We start from the raw sequence: 21,187 nt of genomic DNA, 5'->3' as shown, positions 1-21,187 counted from the left end.
TGACTGAAAGACATTATCCCACTCACTGCCTATGATGCCCATCGCCCGCCCGGCTCTGGGGACTGTTGCAGCGCAAGGATTGCGCTGGTGAGCCGGGTGGGTACTTCAGTTCATGCCAGCAGCGCCTGGGTGCATTCATCGATGGAGCGCTGCTGCGTCTCGCCATACAGTTTCAATTCATCAATCGTTCGCCGGCCCAGTGCCTGTTCGAACTCGGCCTGGTTCGAGTTGGCTGCGTAGTGACTCTGCGCCGCATCCCCCAGGTTCGACTGGAAAATCCCCGCCGCGCTCACCGGCAGAAAATCTTCATACACCAACGGTTCCACGTCGATGTGGCCGGCGGCGATCAGTGCCTCCAGGGTGCGTGGTTGATCGGCGCTGCCGCGTGCCGCCAGGCCTTGTTCGGTGGGGAAGTAGCGGTAGTAGGCCAGGCCCTGCTCGCGCATCTGGGCGTGGTTGTCCGGGAAGGCCTGGAAGTGTTCCTCCATCAATTCGACATAGCGTGCAGCGTTGCCCTCGTTGGGGAAGGCGCCCAGTGCGTCGCGGGCGGCGTTCAGCAGTTGGTCGTAGAGCGCGCGGCCTTTGGGCGTCAACGCCACGCCGCGTTGTTCGATTTCGCCGAAGCGTGCGCTGTGGCTGCCTTGGGCGTCGGTGAAGGCGATGGGTTCATCCAGGGCCTTGAAGCTGGTCTGACGCAGCAGGATCGGGCAGTGGCGGCGCGGCGGGCCTTCGATCACGGCCTTGGGGGTGATGCCTTTGCCGGGCATGGCGGCCTGGACCTGGTCGATGTCCAGGGTGCGCGGGGTCAGGTGGTTGATGTGCGGGCCCTTGAAAGCGACCACGTCGGCGATCAGGCGGTGCTGGTCGCTCAGTTGCTGGTACTGCGCGCCGGTGACGGTGGCGGTGTGATGCCAGCGGAAGGTTTCCAGGGCCTGGCGGATGAATTCGTCGGCATCCTGGGCGTTGAGTCCGCCCTGATTTTCGGCTTTTTCAATCAGCGCCAGGGCGCCGGAGGTGAAGATCGAACGCTTGGCCAGGGCGGTTTCGGCGAAGGCGCGCAGGTCGGGGTTTTCGATCAGTTCCAGGCGCAGCAATGAGGTGAACACGCGAAACGGGCTGGTCTGCAACGCCTGTTCATGCACGGCGCGAAACGCGGTGGAGTGTACGGGCACGCCAGCCGGGGTCAGGTCGTAGTAGCCCACCGGCTGCATGCCCATCACCGCGAACAGGCGGCGGATGGTGGCCAGCTCGGTGGCGGTGCCCAGGCGGATCGCGCCGTGGCGTTCCATGTCCAGGCGCTGGATTTCGCCGGTGCGTTGCAGCTGTTGCGCCAGCAGCGGTTGGGTGTCGAGCACGTGCGCATTGGTCTCGGCCACCAGCTCCATCAGCGCGCCATACAACGGAACTTCATCTCGGTACATGTCGGACATGGCCTTGGAAAAGCCCTTGCGGATCTCGTCGGGGCTGACCTGTGCGGTGCTGGGCATAGAAAAATTCCTGATGGCGGGGGCGAGGATAGTGGCCTTTTGCTGGATTTTGTTGAGCGCAACGCCGCCTTGCAAACGAAGATTCTTCAGGACTTCATTCTGCAAATGAATGAGATGACGTGAAGATGACAAAAAACGGCCCGTGTGAAATTTCATTTTCGGGCGTTTTTCCTAACTAATTCTTCACGAAGTCCGCCCCGGCCGGCGTGAAAGAATCGTCACGTTTGCAAGGATGAAAACGCCGTTACGCACATCGCACACATAAAAATATGTTTAGGGGCCGTCGTTAATGAAAATTTCTACACTGGCGTTGTCGATCACCGCCGCCGTTCTTGCACAACAGGCTTACGCCGATGATTTCGGGCTCGGCTCGCTGGGCACTGGCAACGGTCACAGCGGCTTTCTTGAAGACAGCCATGCGTCCGTCAGTTCGCGGACCATGTACTACAGCGCGGACAACCGCTCGGGGACCAACAACGATTTGCGCGAAACCGCCACAGCGCTGCGGTTTGACTACAAATCCGGTTTCACCCAAGGCACCGTTGGCCTGGGCTTCGATGTCATGGCCTTCGGCGCCCTGCGCCTGGACGGTGGCGACGGACACACGGCGGGCGCGGGCCTGGCGGGTAATGGCAATAGCTTCTTCCCGACCAAGAACAACGGCACTGAGCCGGCCGATTCCTTCGGGCGCGCCGCCGGTAATGTGAAGTTCCGTATTTCCCAGACCGAGTTGCACGTCGGTGGTGGCCTGGCGCCTGTCCTGCCGATCCTGGTGTCCAACGACAGCCGCGTGGCACCGCAGACCTTTGATGGCGGCATCCTCACCTCCAACGACATTCCCAATGTCACGTTCACCGGTGGTGAGCTGAACCGCGCCGAAGGCCGTGCTTCCAGCAACTCCACAGGCCTGAGCGTGGCCGGTGGTACTCGCGACAGCGACAGCTTCAAGTTCGGTGGGGTGGACTACAAGCCGTTTGGTTCTTCCGACAACGTGATCGCGAAAAACCTGACGTTGCAGTACTACTACGCCCAACTGCAAGACTTCTACAAACAGAACTACGTCGGCCTGGTCCACACCCTGCCGCTGGGCAATGACCAGTCGTTCAAGACCGACCTGCGCTACTTCGACAGCCGCAGCGACGGCAAGAACGGCGAAAGCGGCTACCAATTCAACAACAACGGTGGCTACGCCAAACACGCCGGCGAAGTCGACAACAAAACCTACAGTGCGGCCTTCACCTACCAACTGGGCGGCAGCAGCTTGATGCTCGGCCACATTGGCGTGGGTGACGACGGCGGTTTCGTCTGGGTCAACCAGGGCAGCCTCGCCGACCCGCACGCCCAAGGCGCTGGCGGCAGCGACTTCTACCTGTTCACCGACGCAGTGGTCGGCCAGTTCTCCCGTGCCGGTGAGCAGGTCAACTTTGGCCAGTACACCTATGACTTCAAGGCCTACGTACCTGGCCTGAAGGCGTCCGTAGCCTACCTGGACGGTTCGGACATCAAGTCGAAGGTCGCCGGTGGCCCGGACCAGAAAGAGAACGAAGCTGACTTCCGCCTGGACTACGTGGTGCAGGCAGGTCCCCTGAAAGGCTTCGGTACCACGTTCCGTACCGGCACCTATCACGGCAAGAACACCGGCACCGCCGACCAGGACCAGACCCGCCTGATCTTCAACTACACCTACGCCATCTTCTAAGTCTTCATGTGCACCCGGGCGTCATTGGGCTCTACACTGCCTCTCACCTGGTAGGCGATGGAGGACCCGATGACGGCCACACCCGACACCCGAATGCTGGAGACAACCGAAGGCCAGCGCCTGGCGCAGCAGGATGCCGAGCGTTGGCGCGAGTGGGGCCCCTATCTGAGCGAACGCCAATGGGGCACGGTGCGCGAAGACTACAGCGCCGACGGCGACGCCTGGGCCTACTTCCCCCATGAACATGCACGCAGCCGCGCCTACCGCTGGGGCGAGGATGGCCTGGCCGGTTTCAGCGACAAGGCGCAACGCTGGTGCCTGGGCCTGGCCCTGTGGAACGAGCGTGACGCGATCCTCAAGGAGCGCCTGTTCGGCCTCGACAACGCCGAGGGCAACCACGGTGAAGACGTCAAGGAACTGTACTTTTTCGTCGACGGCGTACCGAGCCATGCCTACATGCGCATGCTCTACAAATACCCCCATGTCGCCTTTCCCTACGCCGACCTGATCAGCGAAAACGCACGGCGTGGCTTGGCCGATGCCGAGTACGAGATCCTCGACACCGGCGTGTTCGAAGACAACCGCTACTGCGATATCAGCGTCGAGTACGCCAAGCACCTGCCTGACGATCTCTTCATGCGCGTCACCGTGCATAACCGTTCGGACCAGCCGACGCGGCTGCAGGTGTTGCCGCAACTGTGGGCGCGCAATGACTGGAGCTGGACCTTTGACGCGCCCAAGCCGCAGCTGGTGTTGGACGGGGCGCAGGTGCTGGCACGCCATCCGGAACTGCCGGACCGTCATCTCAGCGCCTGGGGCCAGGACGGGCTGGAGTGGCTGTTCTGCGAGAACGAAACCAACTACCCCAGGCTGGATGGGCAGCCTGCACCGGGGCTGTTCAAGGACGGGATCAACGATTTCGTGGTCGAGGGTGTTCAATCGGCTATTCGGCGTGACAGCGGCACCAAAGTCGCGGCGCGTTTCGTCGTCGAACTGGCCGGGCTGGAAAGTAAAACCCTCTACCTGCGCTTTGCCCCTGTCGACGCGCCACAGGTCAACGCGCGCAAGCTGTTCGAACAACGCCGCCAGGAGGCGGATGACTTCTACGCCGCCCTGCAACACGGCATGACCGACGACGATGCGCGCAATGTGCAACGCCAGGCGCTGGCCGGGTTGCTGTGGTCCAAGCAGCTGTACTATTTCGACGTCAACCAATGGCTCGACGGCGACCCCGCACAACCCGCGCCGCCGCCCGAGCGCCTGCATATCCGCAATACCCATTGGCGCCACCTGTCCAACTTTGACATCCTCTCCATGCCCGACACCTGGGAATACCCGTGGTATGCCTCGTGGGACCAGGGCTTTCAGGCAGTGGCCATGGCGCTGATCGATCCGGGGTATGCCAAGCAACAGCTGTTACTGCTGGTGAAGGACCGCTTCATGCACCCCAACGGCCAATTGCCGGCCTACGAATGGCGGTTTGACGACGCCAATCCGCCGGTGCATGCCTGGGCCAGTTGGCGGGTGTACCAGCAGGACAAGGCGTTGAACGGCGTAGGCGATATGGATTTCCTCGAGCGGATTTTCCACAAACTGCTGCTGAATTTTTCCTGGTGGGTCAACCGCAAGGACGCCGAAGGCCGCAACCTGTTCCAGGGTGGTTTCCTGGGGCTGGACAATATCGCCTTGTTCGACCGTTCCGCCGCACTGCCGCCGGGGTATCAGCTGGATCAGGCCGACGGTACGGCGTGGGTCGCGGCCTATGCACTGGACCTGATGCGCATCGGCCTGGAGCTGGCCAAGCGCAATGCGGTGTATGTCGACATCGCGGTGAAATTTTTCGAGCACTTCCTGTATATCGCCGGCGCCATCAACCGTGTCGACGACAGCGCCGAAGGCCTGTGGGATGAGCAGGACCTGTTCTTCTACGACGTACTGCACCGTCCCGACGGCCAGAACGAGCCGGTGCGCCTGCGTTCGATGGTTGGGCTGATGCCGCTGTTTGCCGTGCTGGTGCTGGAGCAGCGCGAGCATGAGGGCCTGGAGGGCTTGCGCGAGCGTCTGCTGGGGTTCATGAAACATCGGCCGGACCTGGCCAAGCTGGTTTCACGCTGGAACGAACCGGGGCAGGGCAATCGCCTGTTGCTGGCGCTGCTGCGCGGCGAGCGGACCAAGGACCTGCTGCGGCGCATGCTCGATGAACAGGAATTCCTGTCGACGTTTGGCGTGCGCTCCTTGTCCAAGGCATTCGCCGAGCAACCGCTGGCGTTGAAGATGAATGGCAACACGCTCAGTGCGCGTTACCAGCCGGGTGAATCCGACTCGCGGCTGTACGGCGGCAACTCCAACTGGCGCGGGCCGTTATGGATGCCGGTGAACTACATGTTGATCGAGTCACTGCGTGAGTTTCACCGTTATTACGCGGACAACTTCTCGGTGGAGTACCCCACGGGCAGTGGTTATCTGGCGTCTCTGGAGGACGTGGCCGACAGCCTGAGCCAGCGACTGACGCGGTTGTTCCTGAGGGATGAAAACGGCTCGCGGCCGTCGATGGTGGGGTATGCGCCGTTGGAGGCGGATCCGGCAAGTCGCGATCTGGTGCTGTTCCATGAGTACTTTCATGGCGAAACCGGGCGGGGCCTGGGGGCTTCGCATCAGACGGGGTGGAGTGCGTTGGTGGCGTTGTTGCTGCAACCCAAATAAAAATCCCGCCTGTAAAGGCGGGATCGGGATTCAGGGTTGCCCGTGAATCAGGAAGGGAACAGCTCGCTCAGCTTCATGGCCAGCATCATGTCGCCTTCGGTGCGCAGCTTGCCGCCCATGAAGGCCTGCATGCCGTCGGTCTCGCCGCTGACGATGCCTTTCATGGTTTCTGCGTCCATCACCAGGGTGACCTGGGCGTCCGGGTTTTCACCTTCCAGCAGTTCGCAGGTATTGTTTTTCACTACCAGCGAGAAGTTCTGGGTGTCGTCGATGCGGAAACCGAACACCAGGTCCAGGCCGTCAGCGGCGGCTGGGTTGAATTTGGCTTTCATTGCTTCTACAGCTTTGGCTACGTCAGTCATGGTTTCGATCCTTTAGGGTAGAGTCCAGTGACCTTGGGGTCACGGTTGGCCGCAGTTCATCGGAACGTGATGAGCTGCGGCGCCTTCAACAGTTGCAAGTGGGTATGGCTGTTGAAGGAAGCCAGTGCCACCTCGCGCCCGCGGAATTTCAGCTGGTTGAGCGAGGTGTTAACAATTTGCCAGTTCAGTTCGAACGCCTGTGCGGCAGGCATTCGGGTGATCAGGTGGAGCAGGGCGGTGATGGTGCCGCCGGAGGTGAACACCGCGATCTTCTGCGTGTTGTCCGCCGCCTCAAGGATGCGTTGCAGGCCGCCTTGCACACGTTCCACGAAGCCCAGCCAGCTTTCCAGTCCCGGTGGGTCATAGGTGCCGGCCAGCCAGCGCTCGATGATCAGGGCGAAGATGCGCTGGAACTCGCTGCGGTTCTGCGCGGCATTGCGCAGGATCTCCAGGGCTTCGGGTTCGGTGGTGAGCAGGTCGGGAAGCAGGGCGCGGATGATTGCGTCGGCATCGAATTCGTTGAACGCGCTGTCGACTTCCAGCGCCGGCACCGGCAAGTCGAGGGCGTGGTACTGCTCGAAGGCGGCGGTGGCAGTGTGCTGCTGGCGGCGCAGGTCACCGGCCACGCAGCGGTCGAACACCAGGCCCATGTCCGCCAGGTGGCGACCGAGCACTTGCGCCTGCTCCACGCCGACGGGCGACAGCACGTCATAGTCGTCTGCACCGAAGGAGGCCTGGCCATGTCGAATCAGATAGATGCTGCCCACGTCCGTTTTCCCGGTACGTTGAAAGTCTGGCGAGGTTATGAGGATGCCTGCGAGCTGTCAATGAAAAAACATACGCTTGTTTTAAAAGCTCGTTGGAGCCTGTCGTTGCTGGCGGTTTGATCACTGGCCCGAACGCGGTGCCGCCGGTATGCTGGGGTAATCCGCGCCCGGCGCACTGCACTTGTAAGGAGCAACATGGATTTTTTGGCCGAATATGCGAGCTTTCTGGCGAAGACCGTCACCCTGGTGGTCGCTATTCTGGTGGTATTGATCAGCTTCGCGGCGCTGCGCAGTAAAGGGCGTCGCAAATCCGCCGGCCAGTTGCAGGTCAGCAAGCTCAACGATTTCTACAAAGGCCTGCGTGAGCGCCTGGAGTCGACCCTGCTCGACAAGGACCAGCTCAAGGCTTTGCGCAAGTCCGAAGGCAAGGCCGAAAAGAAGAAGGGCAAGCAGAAGGCCGAGGCCAAGCCGCGGGTGTTCGTGCTGGACTTCGACGGTGACATCAAAGCCTCGGCCACCGAAAGCCTGCGCCACGAAATCACTGCATTGCTGAGCCTGGCTACCCCGAAAGACGAAGTGGTGCTGCGCCTGGAAAGCGGCGGCGGCATGGTCCACAGCTACGGCCTGGCCTCGTCGCAACTGGCGCGTATCCGCCAGGCGGGCGTGCCGTTGACCGTGTGCATCGACAAGGTCGCGGCCAGCGGCGGCTACATGATGGCGTGCATCGGCGAGAAGATCATCAGCGCGCCGTTTGCCATCCTCGGCTCCATTGGGGTGGTGGCGCAGTTGCCTAACGTCAACCGCCTGCTGAAAAAGCACGACATCGACTTCGAAGTGCTGACCGCCGGCGAGTACAAGCGCACGCTCACCGTGTTTGGCGAAAACACCGAGAAGGGCCGCGAGAAGTTCCAGGAAGACCTGGACATCACTCACCAGTTGTTCAAGAACTTCGTATCGCGTTATCGCCCGCAGTTGGCAATCGATGAAGTCGCCACCGGAGAAGTGTGGCTGGGTGTTGCAGCCCTCGACAAGCGACTGGTCGATGAGCTGCAAACCAGCGACGAATACCTGGCCACCAAGGCCAAGACCGCCGAGGTGTTCCACCTGCACTATGCCGAGCGCAAGAGCCTGCAGGAGCGGGTGGGCCTGGCGGCCAGCGGTTCGGTGGACCGGGTGCTGCTGACCTGGTGGAGCCGGTTGACTCAGCAGCGGTTCTGGTAACTCTGTTCGGAAAATGGCGCTGATCCCTTGTGGGAGCGGGCTTGCTCGCGAAAGCGGTTGATCAGTCACAGCATTGTTGACTGACACTCCGTCTTCGCGAGCAAGCCCGCATTGGGTTGCGTTGTGTATGGATTATCGAGTCAGCAATGAGGGCTGCTGAACTGTGGGTATTGGTTTCCTCATCAACATCCCCACCACCAACGCTCCAAACAACCCCAACAACCCCGCCACCCATAACACCCCGCTGAACCCACCCACAAACGCCTGCCGTGCCAGTGGCTGTATCACCGCCTGTGCCGATTCAGGCAACAAGCCCATCGCCGCCGGCATATCCCCGGCCACCACGCGTGAAGCAATCCCGTTGACCTGTGCCTGCCATTGCGCGCCGATGCTGGCGCTCAACAGCTGCTCGCTATGACGGCTCAACAGCGCCCCATATACCCCAATCGCCAGCATGATCGCGCTGAAGCGCATGGTCGTGCTCATGCCCGACGCCATCCCCGCGCGGTCCCGTGGCACACAGGCCATGATGTTTTTTTGCGTATCGCCATTGAGCAAGCCAGCACCGGCGCCCGTAACGGCAATCGCCAGGGCGAAGGGCAGGTAGCCGCCGGCGTTCACTGCCCAGGCACTCAAGAGGTTGCCGCTGCCCACCAGCGTCAACCCGGCGGCCATCATTGTCGCGGGTGCAAAGCGTGCGGCCAGGCGTGCGCCGATGCGCGGACAGATCAGCATGGTCAGCGCAAACGGCAGCATGCCCAGGCCCGAGGCGATCGCGGAAAACCCCAGGCCGTTCTGCAGGTAGAACGGTAGCAGCGTCATCATCACCTGGGCACAACCGGCATAGGCGAACATCCCCAGCAGCGCACCGATAAAGCGTGGGTGGCGGAACAGTTGCAGGTCGATCATAGGCCGCCGTTGCACCCGTTCGACGAGGACAAACACGCCCAGCAAGACCGCGCCGCCGATCAGGCGGGCGTAGGTCAACGGGCTGTCCCAGCCGATGCGATTGGCTTCGATCAGCCCCCAGATCAGGCACAGGAGGCTGGCGCTGAACGCCAGGCTGCCCCACGGATCGAGCCGCGCGGATTGGGTGTCGCGGGATTCCGGGATGGCGCGCAGGACCAGACTCATCAGCATCAGCCCCACCGGCAGGTTGAGGTAGAAGATCCAGCGCCAGCCCAGGTACTGGGTGATCAGGCCGCCCAAGGTTGGTGCGGCAGTCATCGCCACGCCCATGCACGCGCCCCAGAAGGCCCAGGCCTTGGCACGCTCCACCTCGTCGTGGAATGTATGGCCGATGGAGGCGAGGGCGGACGTGAGCAACAGCGCCGCGCCCACGCCTTTGACCGCGCGGGCGATATCGAGGTACAGCGCGGTAGGTGCTGCCCCGCAACCCAATGACGCCAGGATGAAGATACTCAGCCCCCAGATCAGGGTTTTCTTGCGCCCGAACCGGTCGGCAATGCTTCCGGCCGGTAACAATAACGCGGCAAACGCCAGCATGTAGGCACTGACCACCCATTCGATATCGGCGAAGTTCGCCCCCAGGTCGCGGGCGATGCTCGGCAGGGTCACGGCGACGATATTGGTGTCGAGCACGATCAGCGAGCAGACGCCGGATGCAGTCAGCAAAGTCAGGCGTGGGCTGACCCGGCTCATGGTTGAATTACCTCAAAGGCAATAGGTGAAGTGCAGTTGACGGACATCGCAAGGGCTCTCTACTGTTCTGGTTTGCCTCAGCATATCCGCGCTGCGCAGCGCCTTTATTAGCCAGGCCGACTCATTTCATTACCTTTGAGCTAATGCAGAAATGGAAATCCGTCATTTTCGTTATTTCCTGGCCGTTGCCCGTCAGCGCAACTTCACCCGCGCCGCCGAGCAGTTGGGTATCGCACCTCCCACCTTGAGCCGACAGATCCAGGACATGGAAACCAGCCTGGGCACCCGCCTGTTTGTCCGCCAGCAGCGCGAAGTCAGCCTGACCGAGGCCGGCGCCGCGCTGCTGATCGAGGCGGAGACGACGGTGCGTCAGTTCGAGTTCGCCCAGCGCAATGCCCAGCGTGCCGGGCGCGGTGAGATTGGCCATCTGGAGTTGGGCTATGTGGCTTCCGCCGTGTATTCCGGCGTGTTGCAACGGCAGATGCAGGGGTTCTGCCAGGCGTTTCCCGATATCAGTGTGAGCGTGCGCGAATGCGCCATGGCCACACTGCCAGGCGCCGTTGCGGACGGGCGCTACGACATCGGCTACATCCGTTCGCCGATGACCTTGCCGGACGGTGTGGAAGCGGTGCGCCTGGACAGTGAAGGTTTTGTGCTGGCGCTGCCGCAGGATTCATGGCTGCTGGGTTTGAAGGTGATCCACTGCGAGCATCTGCAAAACGAGACCTTTATCTTGCCGGAGCAGATCAGCGGCACGCTGCACGTGGCGGCCCAAGGTGGTTTTGCGCCACGCCTGGGGCCGCAGCCGGGTGGATTGGTGGCGGTTGTTGCGTTGGTGTCATTGGGGCAGGGCGTGGCGGTGGTGCCGGCGTCGGTGGTGGGGCATGTGAGCCTGCCGGGGGGGGTGTACCGCCCTATCCAGGGCAGCGAGGCGGCGTCCTGGTTGTCGTTGATCCACCGGCGCTTCGAGAAAGCGCCGGCAGTGGTGCGGTATATCCAGCAGGTCAGGGCTCAAGCACAACCTTGAGGGACTTGTCGCCGCGCTCCATCACTGCAAACGCTTCCTTGAAGTCCGCCAGGGCGAACTTGTGGGTGACCACGTCGCGCATGTCGATCTTGCGGTTGCCGATAAAGTCGATGGCGCGTGGGTACATATAGGGCCCCAGGTGCGAGCCGAGCACATCCAGTTCCTTGCGGTCGCCGATGATCGACCAGTCCACCGTGGCCTCGTCATTGAACACGCTGAACTCGACGAACCGCCCCAGCTTGCGCAGCATCGCCAGGCCCTGGTTCACCGCCTTGTGATGCCCGGTGGCTTCGATGTAGATGTCGCAGCCGTAGCCATCGGTGATGTCGCGGATCTTCGCCAGCACGTCGACTTCGGCCGGGTTCCACACTTCGTCGGCGCCCATGCGCAGGGCGAGGGCGGCGCGTTCCGGTTTCATGTCCAGCACGATGAGTTTCTTCGGATTGCGCATGCGCACCGCGCCGATGATGCCCAGGCCCAGGGTGCCGGCACCGGCGACCACCACCACGTCATCAAAGTCCACATTGGCGCGTTCGGCAGCGTGCAGCGAGCAGGCCAGGGGTTCGATCAGGATCGCTTCATCCGGGGCGATGGAGTCCGGGACCTTATGGATGATGCCTTCCTTGGTGAAGATCATGTACTGGGCCATGGCACCCTGTACGTTGTTCTGGAAGCCGTACAGGTCGTGTTTCTGGCACATCCAGTACTGGCCGTGGTTGCAGAAGCGGCAGCCCCAGCACGGCACGATCTGCTCGGAAATGACCCGGTCGCCGATCTTCACGCCGCGCTTTTCCGCGCCAGGCCCCAGCGCGACCACGCGGCACACGAATTCATGGCCGGGGATCATCGGTGGTTTCACATAGCGCGGTTGCTCGGCGTCGCCCCAGAACGACGGCGCGCCGCGATAGGTCTTGATGTCGCCCATGCAGATTCCGCACAGCTCCACCTTGGTGAGGATTTCCTCGGGGCCGGGGGTGGGCACGTCGACGGTTTCCAGCCGATAGTCTTCCGGGCCATGGCAGACCACGGCCTGCATGGTTTTCGGGATGACGGGATGCAGTTGTTCTTGCGGGCGTTCGGTGACGGTGGACATGGCAGGCCTCACAACAAAGATGAACGGATCGCCCCCATACGGGGAGCGATCAACCGGCTACGGTTTACTTGGCGCCGCTGACTTGCTTGTACAGCGCATCGGCGTTGGCGTTGGTCACCGGCACCCAGGGCAGGATGTAGTTCTTCGCGGTGCCGTCAGCCCACTTCACATCCTTGGCGTAGCGTTCCCAGATTACCGAGCGGGGCTTGTAGTCGCTGCCGGCCAGGGCGCGCAGGGCCACGTCCAGCGCACCCTGGGACTGGGCCTGGGCATCCTGCAGGAAGGTAGTGACTTCGTCTTTCTTGGCGGCCTGGATGGCATCCGGCATGCCGTCGATGGAGGTGACCGGCACATCCTTGAAGGTCAGGCCGTGGGATTTCAGGGCTTGTACGGCGCCGAGGGCCATGTCGTCGTTCTGCGCGATGACGCCGTTGATGCCTTTGGGGTGGGCGTTCAGCCAGTCTTCGGTCAGTGCCATGGCCTGGGCGCGGTCCCAGTTGGCGGTCTTTTTCTCGATGATCTTGATGTCCGGGTGCTTGCCCAGCACTTCCAGCTCACCTTTTTCCCGGTCGATCTGTGCCGACTGGCCGATCGGCCCCTGGATGATCACCACATTGCCCTTGCCATTGAGTTTGTCGACCATGGCCTGGGCCTGCAGGCGGCCGCCCTCCACATCGTCGTTACCCACGTAAGGGACGGCGGCATCGGCAACTTTCGTATTGGAGGCGATGACCACCACGTCGTTACTCATGGCCTGCTTCACGGTGCCGACGCCGGCCTTGGTGTCGATGGGCACGAAGAGGATGGCGTCGTAGTGCTGGGTCACCATGTTTTCGATCTGGTTGTTCTGGGTCAGCGCGTCGTAGTTGCCATCGAATACGGTCAATTGCACGGTGCCGTCTTTAACGGCGGGGTGCTCCTTGAGTTCGCGTACCCAGTTCTGCATGAATTGGCCCTTGAGGCCGTAGACCGCGGCGCCGACCTTGTAGGTCTTGCCGTCGGCGGCCAGGGCGATGCTGCTGGTGAGGAGGGAGAGGGCCGCAGCGGCGGCGAAGGTCGTAGCAAGTTTCATGATGAGCACCCCATTTATTGTTGTAGTCAGTCGTTCATTCATTGCCTTGTGCTGATCATATGTTTATCAAATGAAAATCTGATCAGTCAAATGCTTTCGTGTAAAACTGAGAAATAGGCTTATTTATTGGCTTTTAGGGCTTTTCACTCAAGATTTGTAGGTTTTTATTGTGATAATAATTTCACCTAATGATCAAATGATCGTTCTGGCTTCGAAGGTTTTACAGATCTTGTAATAGTTTTGGGTTGTGGGAATTTTGCCTTTCGACTGTACGATTCAAGTCCTTTTGTCATTGCAGGATTTGCATGAACACCCTCTCGGAGCCTCCCAGTCGTCTTTCCCCAAGACATCCGCTGCCGCTGTTCCCGTTGAAGCACCCCGTATTCCGACTGCCAGCCGTGTACCGGTCCACTGACCGCGCCTTGCCGTGTCCGGCATTCTGAAAACCGATTGAAGAGACTCTATAAATGGAATGGTTAGCGGATCCAACGGCCTGGCTCGGCCTGTTGACCTTGATTGTGCTGGAACTGGTGCTAGGCATCGACAACCTGGTGTTTATCGCGATCCTGGCGGACAAGTTGCCGCCGGAGCAGCGTGATCGTGCGCGCTTGATCGGCCTGTCCCTGGCGTTGCTGATGCGCCTGGGTCTGTTGGCGAGTATTTCCTGGTTGGTGACCCTCACCCAGCCGTTGTTCGAGGTGTTCGACAAGAGCTTCTCCGGCCGTGACCTGATCATGCTGTTTGGTGGTGTGTTCCTGTTGTTCAAGGCCACCATGGAATTGCACGAACGCCTCGAAGGGCATGTGGCCCAACGCACGGGCAATGTGGCCTATGCGATGTTCTGGCCCATCGTGGCGCAGATCGTGGTGCTCGACGCGGTGTTCTCCCTGGATGCGGTAATTACCGCCGTGGGCATGGTGGACGAACTGGCGGTGATGATGATCGCGGTGATCGTGTCCATCGGCCTGATGATCGTGGCGAGCAAGCCGCTGACGCGCTTCGTCAACGCGCACCCGACGGTGATCATGCTGTGCCTGGGCTTCCTGATGATGATCGGTTTCGCCCTGACCGCCGAAGGCCTGGGTTTCCATATTCCCAAGGGTTACCTGTACGCGGCCATCGGTTTCTCGATCCTGATCGAAGTGTTCAACCAGATCGCCCGTTCACGTCGCAAGAAGTCGGCGCAAGGCGTGTTGCCGGTGCGCGAGCGTACCGCCCATGCGGTGATGCGCCTGCTCGGCGGTCGCAGCCTGGCGGTGGAAGAGGTGGGTGAAGAGGTGGCTGACCTGCTCGGCGAGCCGGATGCCACCCAGGGCCCGCTGTTTGATCGACGTGAGCGCGTGATGATCAGTGGTGTGCTGCAACTGGCCGAACGGCCGATTCGCACACTGATGACCCCGCGCGCCAAGGTCGACTGCATTGATCTGGCGGACGACCCCGACAGTATCCGCCTGAAACTGATGCATTCGTCCTACTCGCGACTGCCGTTGATCCGTAACGGTGCCGTCGACGAACCGGTGGGCTTCGTGCACAAGAAGGAATTGCTCAAGGAATACCTGGCCGGCAACGAGCCGAACCTGGAGCACCTGGCGCGTCGGGCGATCAATTTGCTCGAGAGTTTCTCGATCCTCAATGCGCTGGAGCAGATGCGTCAGGAATCCACCCACATTGCGTTCGTGATCAACGAATTCGGTGACTTTATGGGCGTGTTGAGCATGACCGACATTCTCGAGTCCATCGCCGGTGAGTTGCCGGATGCCAGCGAAATCGAAGGGCCGGATATTGTCGAGGAAGGCGCTGGCTTTCGCGCCAATGGTGCCTTGAACCTTAACCTGGTCCGGCAGCGTACCGGTTTCAAGGCCACGGCGACCGAGGACTACCAGACCCTGGCCGGTCTGGTCATGAGCCTGCTCGATCGCCTGCCGGTGGTGGGTGACAGTCTGGAGCATGAGGGTTGGTGCTTGACCGTGGCGGCTGTGGAAGACCGCCGGGTGACGCAGGTCAGCCTGCTTCGGAGCGTGGGTTCCTGATGGGGGTGCAAGTGTTGCCACTCAGCTTCCCTTGAGGCCTGGAGTGGCGCCGCCGGGTGTTCTGCCGTCACGTCTGAGCGCGGCTTTTTGCTGTGCGGGCGTCTTTGTTCGGAAGGCATCGACGGTGCCTTTCAAGTGTTCGGCGTTTGCAGTGCCAAATGCCGGGTGTGTTGGGCGCGATGGCCCTGCGGTCGTGTTGAACAAGCCGGCCAATGCAGTCAGCTCCGAGAGGTCGGATATTGGCCAGAAAACCCCGGATGCACTTGCCACCGCCACTTTCATCGGGTGTGCGCCACCTGCTGAGTCACCGACATGGGCCTTGCAGAGCAGTTGAAGGTAGTCCGCCATGTGAGCCAGCGACAGGCCGTGGCGTTTTTCCGCCAGGAGCGTGTGCACGGGGATCGCCGCAGTCGGTTTTAAGTCGGGCTGGGTGATTGCGTCGTAGTAAGTGTAGGCCTCCATAGTGAGCTTGCGCAGGTTTGGGTTAGAGGGTGCGGATGCGTCGGGCTGCTGTGTGACAAAAAAATGCCCCTTTTTTGACCGGTTGATCAATACGTGGTTGGCTTCGGGGTCGATCAGCCACATCAGAATCCCTAGGAATTTGGTGTATTCGGAGCTTCTGGTGCTGATGTCCGATTTGAATTCAATCAGGAAGAACCGGTCTTCATGGGCGGTTAGCACGTCGCCCGCTGCACTTTCAGCCTTGCCGTCCAATTTCGCGAGGAGTGGCGGTGTTGCCGCCATTTTTTCCACTGCCCGGTAGAGCTGTCCCTTGGTCTCATTGCAGGTATTTTGCTGTTTTGGGTGTGAGGGATTACACAGCAGTGATTGATTGTCCAAGAGGAACTGGGCAAGCGCGACTGAAATCAGTGCCTGCTGTTTTTCGCAGTGAAGGATCCACTGAATATCGCGAAACGCCAGAATCAACGTATCTTCCCAGGGCTGGTCGGCGTTCTCTGTTGCAGTTGCGTTGCTCATATCCATCCCCTCAGTTAACCGCTACGCCACTGAACTTGACCACGTTATCCTCGCCCTTGAGGCTGCGAAACCTGATCTTGAGTGCCGGGATGCTCTCCAGCTTCCCGCGCACGGGTTGGAACACCATCGTCACGCGGGTCGGCACATTGCGTACCAACGCAAAGGCGCTCCACTGGTCAGACTTTGACTGGCCGACAAGCAGTTGCTCGACATCCAGAGAGCCGCCGGTTTTTTCAAACAGAGTACTTTGCTTAAGGTCGCGCATTTCGCGGTCGACATGGGTGTTGGTGAGTTCCAGCAGGCAGCTCGGTGCTTGACCAATCTGCTCACACTCCAGCAGTTCGAAGCGTACACCGTCGACTAGCTCGATACGCTTGCCAAACAGGTTGGCGCCGTCATTTTCAGTCATCAACTTTTGTGATTGGGCAAATTCGAAAGTGGGTTTGGCGTACTCGCTACCCAGAATGAAAAAACCGCCGGCGAGCAGTACGGCCAGAATCACCGAAAGCGTGCCTTTTATCGCGTCCGGCAGGCGACGCGCCTGCCATCCAATAGACACTGCCGCGAGGAACAGGAATACGCTGATTACCAGTATCAAGTTTTTCCAGTTGAGAAAGCCAAAGCCGAACACGCTGGGATCGGGAAACACATAGGTGATCAGCGCCCACATGGCGCCCAGCGTTGCGCTGATACCGGCCATGACTTTGGTGATTGCAACATTGAGGCGTTTTTGTGGAAGCAGAGGAGTGTCCATACGCAGAAGAAAATCCATCGAGGCGGTAGAGGGGGCCGAACATTAACTCAATGAAGGCATTGAGCTATTATCCAGTAAGTGGCGGCCCGGTAAAGCCCTGGCCGCCTGGAAAGCTGACGATCAGGTCGAACACCACCCAGATGCAGATGCTCGTAATATAGATCAGCAGGCAGAAGGGCTTGAGTCGCTCGAAATCATGCTGGGCGAACTCAAGTTGCAAGGCGGAAGAGGGGTGTTTCTTCAGGACTTCGGCTTCAATGGTCTTGAACATTGCTGACCCTGGCGGCTGAGACTGCTTTGAGCCGCGTAGACGCTGGTCGGTGTCGCGCAACCGCCAGGTGATCAAGCAAACTCTGCGAGTGCCTGGAGCAGAGCCGACTCGGTAACCCCTTCAAGGGCCGACATCAACTGGCCTTGTTTGTAGATCAGTAGCGTTGGAATACGCACGACCTTGGGGTGTCTGGGCGTATTCGCGCAGTCGAGGATCAATACCTTGATTTTTCCATGGTGCGCTTTGGTGATTTCTACGAACCACGGCAGGGTCAGATTGCATGCGTGACAGCCTTCGGAGGCGAACAGGGCAAACACGGTGAGCGGTGTATCCAGAGCTTGTTCAAAAGCTTCTTTGTCCTTGATAACCGCATTGAAATAGCTCATTGACGTTCTCCAGTCAGAAACCCAGCTCACGCTAAGCCGGGAGGCGTCAGTCGTCTACTGTCAACCTTCACAGGTCCTTGTCACGCTCCAAGCGTTCGCGGGCTTTGCGCGCCTGGCTCGCGCATTTCTTGTATTCCAGATTATCCCTTGAGGCCTTCGCCTGGCGGTAGCCGTGGTGGTTCTGGCTGGTGTAATTGGTGCTCAAGGCTTCGTTCAGCTTGCGTAGCTCTGCCTTGCATTCGCGGCGGTCGTTGCTCGCCAAAGCGCTGCCAGCCACCAGAAAGGAAAGCAAAACCAGGGTGAGGCGGAAGGTCATCGGGGTGGAGTCCTTGTCGGAATGAATGTGCCAAGGCTAGCCCAGCGCGAGGATTTTTCCACGCGACAGGCGCACCGCAACGGTGCGTGGTAATACCGCTGTGGCGCACGCAAGTGTGGCCTGTCACCGCCGTGTGGGGCCTTGGGTAGCAAAGTGATTTCAAGTGCTGGCTTAACGCCTGGTTACGGATCTTCATTTATCTATCTGATCTAAAACAGATTTATTCATGCCGTGTTTTTCCGTTACCGCGTGTGGCACACTTTCTGCTGTCTATTCCGTTGTTACAAACTAAGTTCCGGTATAGCGGAATACACAACTCCTGGAGTGCTTGTCATGCATCACCGACCTTCCGTGTTCAAAGCGTGTGTTTTTCTCTTCGCCGCATCGGCTTCCCTCGCAAGCGTCGTGCAGGCGGCGGACAGCAAGCTCGATGATGTGCTCAAGCGTGGGCATCTGATCGTGGGTACAGGCAGTACCAATGCGCCGTGGCACTTCCAGGGAGCGGATGGCAAGTTGCAGGGTTTTGATATCGACATCGGCCGCATCGTGGCCAAGGGTTTGTTCAATGACCCGAGCAAGGTCGAGTTCATAGTGCAGTCTTCTGATGCGCGGATTCCCAACCTGCTGACCGACAAGGTCGACATGAGTTGCCAGTTCATCACCGTCACCGCCAGCCGCGCGCAGCAGGTGGCCTTCACCCTGCCGTACTACCGCGAAGGCGTGGGCCTGCTGCTGCCGAACAACAGCAAGTACAAGGAAATCGAAGACCTGCAGGCCGCCGGCGACAGCGTCACCGTGGCCGTGCTGCAAAACGTCTACGCCGAAGAACTGGTGCACCAGGCGCTGCCCAAGGCCAAGGTCGACCAGTACGACAGCGTCGACCTGATGTACCAGGCGGTTAACTCCGGTCGCGCCGACGCCGCCGCCACCGACCAGTCCTCGGTCAAGTACCTGATGGTGCAGAACCCAGGCCGCTACCGCAGCCCAAGCTACGCCTGGAGCCCGCAAACCTACGCGTGCGCCGTCAAGCGTGGCGACCAGGACTGGCTGAACTTCGTCAACACCGCGCTGCATGAAGCCATGACCGGCGTGGAGTTCCCGACCTACAAGGCCTCGTTCAAGCAATGGTTCGGCGTGGACCTGCCGGAACCTGCGATCGGCTTCCCGGTTGAGTTCAAGTAAATCGAAAACCTGGGGCGTCGCTGACGGCGCCCCAATCAGGTACTGCTGACCATGAACTATCAGTTGAACTTTGCCGCCGTGTGGCGCGACTTCCCCAGCTTGCTGGCGGGGCTCGGCCTGGGCCTCGAGCTGGCGCTGCTGTCGATTGCGATTGGCTGCGTGATCGGCTTGATGATGGCATTTGCCATGCTGTCGAAACACAAGGCACTGCGCGTGCTGGCCTCGGTGTATGTGACGGTGATCCGCAATACGCCGATCCTGGTGTTGATCCTGTTGATCTACTTCGCCTTGCCCGGCCTGGGCATCCGCCTGGACAAGATCCCGTCGTTCATCATCACCTTGTCGTTGTATGCCGGGGCTTATCTGACCGAAGTGTTCCGCGCCGGGCTGCTGAATATTCCCAAGGGCTTGCGTGAAGCGGGGCTGGCCATCGGTCTGGGTGAGTGGCGTATCCGCGCCTATATCACGGTGCCGGTGATGCTGCGCAATGTGCTGCCGGCGCTGTCGAACAACTTCATTTCGCTGTTCAAGGACACCTCGCTCGCCGCCGCCATCGCGGTGCCGGAGCTGACCTATTACGCCCGCAAGATCAACGTCGAAAGCTACCGGGTGATTGAAACCTGGCTGGTCACGACCGCGCTCTACGTGGCCGCCTGTTACCTCATTGCCATGCTGCTCCGTTACCTGGAACAGCGTCTGGCGATCCGTCGTTAAGGAAGGTTTCCATGTACGAATCCCCCAGCTGGTTGCATGAGTTGTGGATCGCCCGGGACACCCTCTGGGCGGGGTTTCAGACCAGTGTCTATGTGTCCGCATTGGCGATTATCTTCGGCACCCTGATCGGCATCGTCGCCGGGTTGATCCTGACCTACGGCAAATTCTGGATGCGGGCGCCGTTCCGGCTATACGTCGACCTGATCCGCGGTACGCCAGTGTTTGTGCTGGTACTGGCATGTTTCTACATGCTGCCGGCGCTCGGTTGGCAGATCACCGCGTTCCAGGCCGGTGCGGTCGGGTTGACGCTGTTCTGCGGCTCCCACGTTTCGGAAATCGTGCGCGGCGCACTGCAAGCCATTCCCCGTGGGCAACTGGAAGCGGGCAAGGCCATCGGCCTGACGTTCTACCAGTCCCTGGGCTACGTGCTGTTGCCCCAGGCGTTGCGCCAGATCCTGCCGACCTGGGTCAACTCTTCCACGGAAATCGTCAAGGCCTCGACGTTGCTGTCGGTGATCGGCGTGGCCGAGTTGCTGTTGAGCACCCAGCAAGTGATCGCACGCACCTTCATGACCCTGGAGTTCTACCTGTTCGCAGGCTTTATGTTCTTTGTCATCAACTACGCCATCGAGTTATTCGGGCGCTACATTGAAAAGCAGGTGGCCTTGCCATGAACCAACCTCAAACCAACCCACCACTGCTGAATATTAGCGGCCTGCGCAAGCAGTACGGCCAGGTGGAAGTGCTCAAGGGTGTCGACCTGTCCATGCAGCGCGGCAACGTGGTGACTCTGATCGGCTCTAGCGGCTCGGGCAAGACCACCCTGTTGCGCTGCGTCAACCTGCTGGAAGAGTTCCAGGGCGGCCAGATCACTCTGGATGGCGAATCCATCGGCTACAGCGACATCGCCGGCAAGCGCGTGCGTCACCCCGAGCGCGTGATTGCCCAGCATCGGGCCATGACCGGCATGGCATTCCAGCAGTTCAACCTGTTCCCCCATTTGACGGCGTTGCAAAACGTCACCCTGGGTTTATTGAAAGTTAAGAAAATGCCTAAGGACGAGGCGGTAGTATTGGCGGAAAAATGGTTGGACTGTGTAGGACTTTTGGAACGTCGAAACCACTTTCCCGGCCAATTGTCTGGCGGCCAGCAACAGCGCGTGGCGATTGCCCGTGCGATTGCCATGAACCCCAGCCTGATGTTGTTCGACGAAGTCACCTCGGCCCTCGACCCGGAACTGGTGGGTGAAGTGCTCAGTGTGATCAAGGGCCTGGCGGAAGAGGGCATGACCATGTTGCTGGTCACCCACGAAATGCGCTTTGCCTATGAGGTATCGGACAAGATCGTTTTCATGAACCAGGGGCGCATTGAAGAGCAGGGCACCTCGAAGGATATCTTCGAACGCCCGCAATCGCCGCGCCTGGCGGAATTTCTCAAGAACATTCGTTTTTAATCAGGAGCCT

Annotated in this window: 19 protein-coding genes and 1 pseudogene; 9 read left to right on the top strand and 11 right to left on the bottom strand. The window is 60.2% G+C overall.

The genetic code is table 11. The annotated features are described in order from the left end of the window. Positions 1-110: 110 nt before the first annotated feature. Positions 111-1,487 (bottom strand): 2-oxoadipate dioxygenase/decarboxylase HglS, encoded by a 1,377-nt coding sequence (hglS, locus tag ACZ445_RS16760; RefSeq protein ID WP_464707300.1) that lies wholly within the window; start codon positions 1,485-1,487, stop codon positions 111-113. A 289-nt stretch (positions 1,488-1,776) separates the two neighbouring features. On the opposite strand from hglS, the gene ACZ445_RS16755 reads away from it, so the two are divergent. Continuing rightward, the gene (locus ACZ445_RS16755; RefSeq protein ID WP_464703797.1) at positions 1,777-3,186 is read left to right on the top strand and encodes an OprD family outer membrane porin; all 1,410 of its coding nucleotides are present in this window, start codon (positions 1,777-1,779) and stop codon (positions 3,184-3,186) included. Between the two features lie 69 nt (positions 3,187-3,255). Further along, positions 3,256-5,889 carry an MGH1-like glycoside hydrolase domain-containing protein gene (locus ACZ445_RS16750; RefSeq protein WP_464703796.1) on the top strand — a complete coding sequence of 878 codons (2,634 nt, stop codon included), beginning with the start codon at positions 3,256-3,258 and terminating at the stop codon, positions 5,887-5,889. Positions 5,890-5,936: 47 nt separating this feature from the next. Here the strand turns inward: ACZ445_RS16750 and ACZ445_RS16745 are convergent, their stop codons facing one another. Both ACZ445_RS16745 and ACZ445_RS16740 read right to left on the bottom strand, forming a co-directional pair. Beyond that, positions 5,937-6,251, bottom strand: a complete 315-nt coding sequence (locus tag ACZ445_RS16745; RefSeq protein WP_071493079.1) for an SCP2 sterol-binding domain-containing protein — start codon at positions 6,249-6,251, stop codon at positions 5,937-5,939. A 56-nt stretch (positions 6,252-6,307) separates the two neighbouring features. Then, positions 6,308-7,018 (bottom strand): histidine phosphatase family protein, encoded by a 711-nt coding sequence (locus tag ACZ445_RS16740; protein ID WP_058424187.1) that lies wholly within the window; start codon positions 7,016-7,018, stop codon positions 6,308-6,310. Positions 7,019-7,213: 195 nt separating this feature from the next. Between ACZ445_RS16740 and sohB the strand changes: the two genes are divergently transcribed. Next, the gene (gene sohB, locus ACZ445_RS16735; protein ID WP_058424186.1) at positions 7,214-8,239 is read left to right on the top strand and encodes a protease SohB; all 1,026 of its coding nucleotides are present in this window, start codon (positions 7,214-7,216) and stop codon (positions 8,237-8,239) included. Positions 8,240-8,371: 132 nt separating this feature from the next. Here the strand turns inward: sohB and ACZ445_RS16730 are convergent, their stop codons facing one another. Continuing rightward, on the bottom strand, positions 8,372-9,901 hold the full coding sequence (locus tag ACZ445_RS16730; RefSeq protein ID WP_058424185.1) for an MFS transporter: 1,530 nt from the start codon (positions 9,899-9,901) through the stop codon (positions 8,372-8,374). Positions 9,902-10,052: 151 nt separating this feature from the next. On the opposite strand from ACZ445_RS16730, the gene ACZ445_RS16725 reads away from it, so the two are divergent. After that, on the top strand, positions 10,053-10,928 hold the full coding sequence (locus ACZ445_RS16725; protein WP_058424184.1) for a LysR family transcriptional regulator: 876 nt from the start codon (positions 10,053-10,055) through the stop codon (positions 10,926-10,928). Here the strand turns inward: ACZ445_RS16725 and ACZ445_RS16720 are convergent. Then, positions 10,906-12,021 (bottom strand): MDR/zinc-dependent alcohol dehydrogenase-like family protein, encoded by a 1,116-nt coding sequence (locus ACZ445_RS16720; RefSeq protein WP_179029067.1) that lies wholly within the window; start codon positions 12,019-12,021, stop codon positions 10,906-10,908. The genes ACZ445_RS16725 and ACZ445_RS16720 overlap by 23 nt on opposite strands. Before the next feature lie 64 nt (positions 12,022-12,085). Continuing rightward, the gene (locus ACZ445_RS16715) at positions 12,086-13,093 is read right to left on the bottom strand and encodes a substrate-binding domain-containing protein (RefSeq protein WP_179040748.1); all 1,008 of its coding nucleotides are present in this window, start codon (positions 13,091-13,093) and stop codon (positions 12,086-12,088) included. A gap of 467 nt (positions 13,094-13,560) precedes the next feature. Here ACZ445_RS16715 and ACZ445_RS16710 point away from each other — a divergent pair, with 467 nt between their 5' ends. Then, positions 13,561-15,123 carry a TerC family protein gene (locus ACZ445_RS16710; protein WP_058424181.1) on the top strand — a complete coding sequence of 521 codons (1,563 nt, stop codon included), beginning with the start codon at positions 13,561-13,563 and terminating at the stop codon, positions 15,121-15,123. A gap of 21 nt (positions 15,124-15,144) precedes the next feature. Here the strand turns inward: ACZ445_RS16710 and ACZ445_RS16705 are convergent, their stop codons facing one another. From ACZ445_RS16705 to ACZ445_RS16685, 5 genes and pseudogenes are all read right to left on the bottom strand, one after another. Beyond that, the gene (locus ACZ445_RS16705) at positions 15,145-16,101 is read right to left on the bottom strand and encodes a hypothetical protein (protein ID WP_058424180.1); all 957 of its coding nucleotides are present in this window, start codon (positions 16,099-16,101) and stop codon (positions 15,145-15,147) included. Positions 16,102-16,111: 10 nt separating this feature from the next. Beyond that, positions 16,112-16,873, bottom strand: a complete 762-nt coding sequence (locus tag ACZ445_RS16700) for a hypothetical protein (RefSeq protein WP_310862946.1) — start codon at positions 16,871-16,873, stop codon at positions 16,112-16,114. A gap of 70 nt (positions 16,874-16,943) precedes the next feature. After that, positions 16,944-17,126 (bottom strand): annotated as a pseudogene (locus tag ACZ445_RS16695) (GGDEF domain-containing protein); the annotation flags it as partial. Positions 17,127-17,197: 71 nt separating this feature from the next. Beyond that, positions 17,198-17,512, bottom strand: a complete 315-nt coding sequence (locus ACZ445_RS16690; protein ID WP_464703790.1) for a thioredoxin family protein — start codon at positions 17,510-17,512, stop codon at positions 17,198-17,200. Between the two features lie 67 nt (positions 17,513-17,579). Beyond that, positions 17,580-17,828 carry a hypothetical protein gene (locus ACZ445_RS16685; RefSeq protein WP_464703789.1) on the bottom strand — a complete coding sequence of 83 codons (249 nt, stop codon included), beginning with the start codon at positions 17,826-17,828 and terminating at the stop codon, positions 17,580-17,582. A gap of 333 nt (positions 17,829-18,161) precedes the next feature. Here ACZ445_RS16685 and ACZ445_RS16680 point away from each other — a divergent pair, with 333 nt between their 5' ends. From ACZ445_RS16680 to ACZ445_RS16665, 4 genes are read left to right on the top strand one after another with little or no spacing between them, the layout of a single operon-like run. Further along, the gene (locus ACZ445_RS16680; protein ID WP_058424176.1) at positions 18,162-19,010 is read left to right on the top strand and encodes a transporter substrate-binding domain-containing protein; all 849 of its coding nucleotides are present in this window, start codon (positions 18,162-18,164) and stop codon (positions 19,008-19,010) included. Between the two features lie 51 nt (positions 19,011-19,061). After that, positions 19,062-19,724 carry an amino acid ABC transporter permease gene (locus tag ACZ445_RS16675; protein ID WP_058424175.1) on the top strand — a complete coding sequence of 221 codons (663 nt, stop codon included), beginning with the start codon at positions 19,062-19,064 and terminating at the stop codon, positions 19,722-19,724. 11 nt (positions 19,725-19,735) lie between these two features. Beyond that, positions 19,736-20,398, top strand: coding sequence for an amino acid ABC transporter permease (locus ACZ445_RS16670; protein ID WP_058424174.1), 663 nt, complete (start codon positions 19,736-19,738; stop codon positions 20,396-20,398). Then, entirely contained in the window at positions 20,395-21,177 is a 783-nt protein-coding gene (locus ACZ445_RS16665) for an amino acid ABC transporter ATP-binding protein (RefSeq protein ID WP_464707299.1), read from the top strand. The genes ACZ445_RS16670 and ACZ445_RS16665 overlap by 4 nt, the downstream gene beginning before the upstream one ends. The last annotated feature ends 10 nt before the right edge of the window (positions 21,178-21,187 follow it).

The organism is Pseudomonas allii (genome assembly GCF_055380095.1).
Note: the sequence above shows the minus strand (reverse complement) of the source record. Positions and strands in the feature narration are given on the sequence as shown.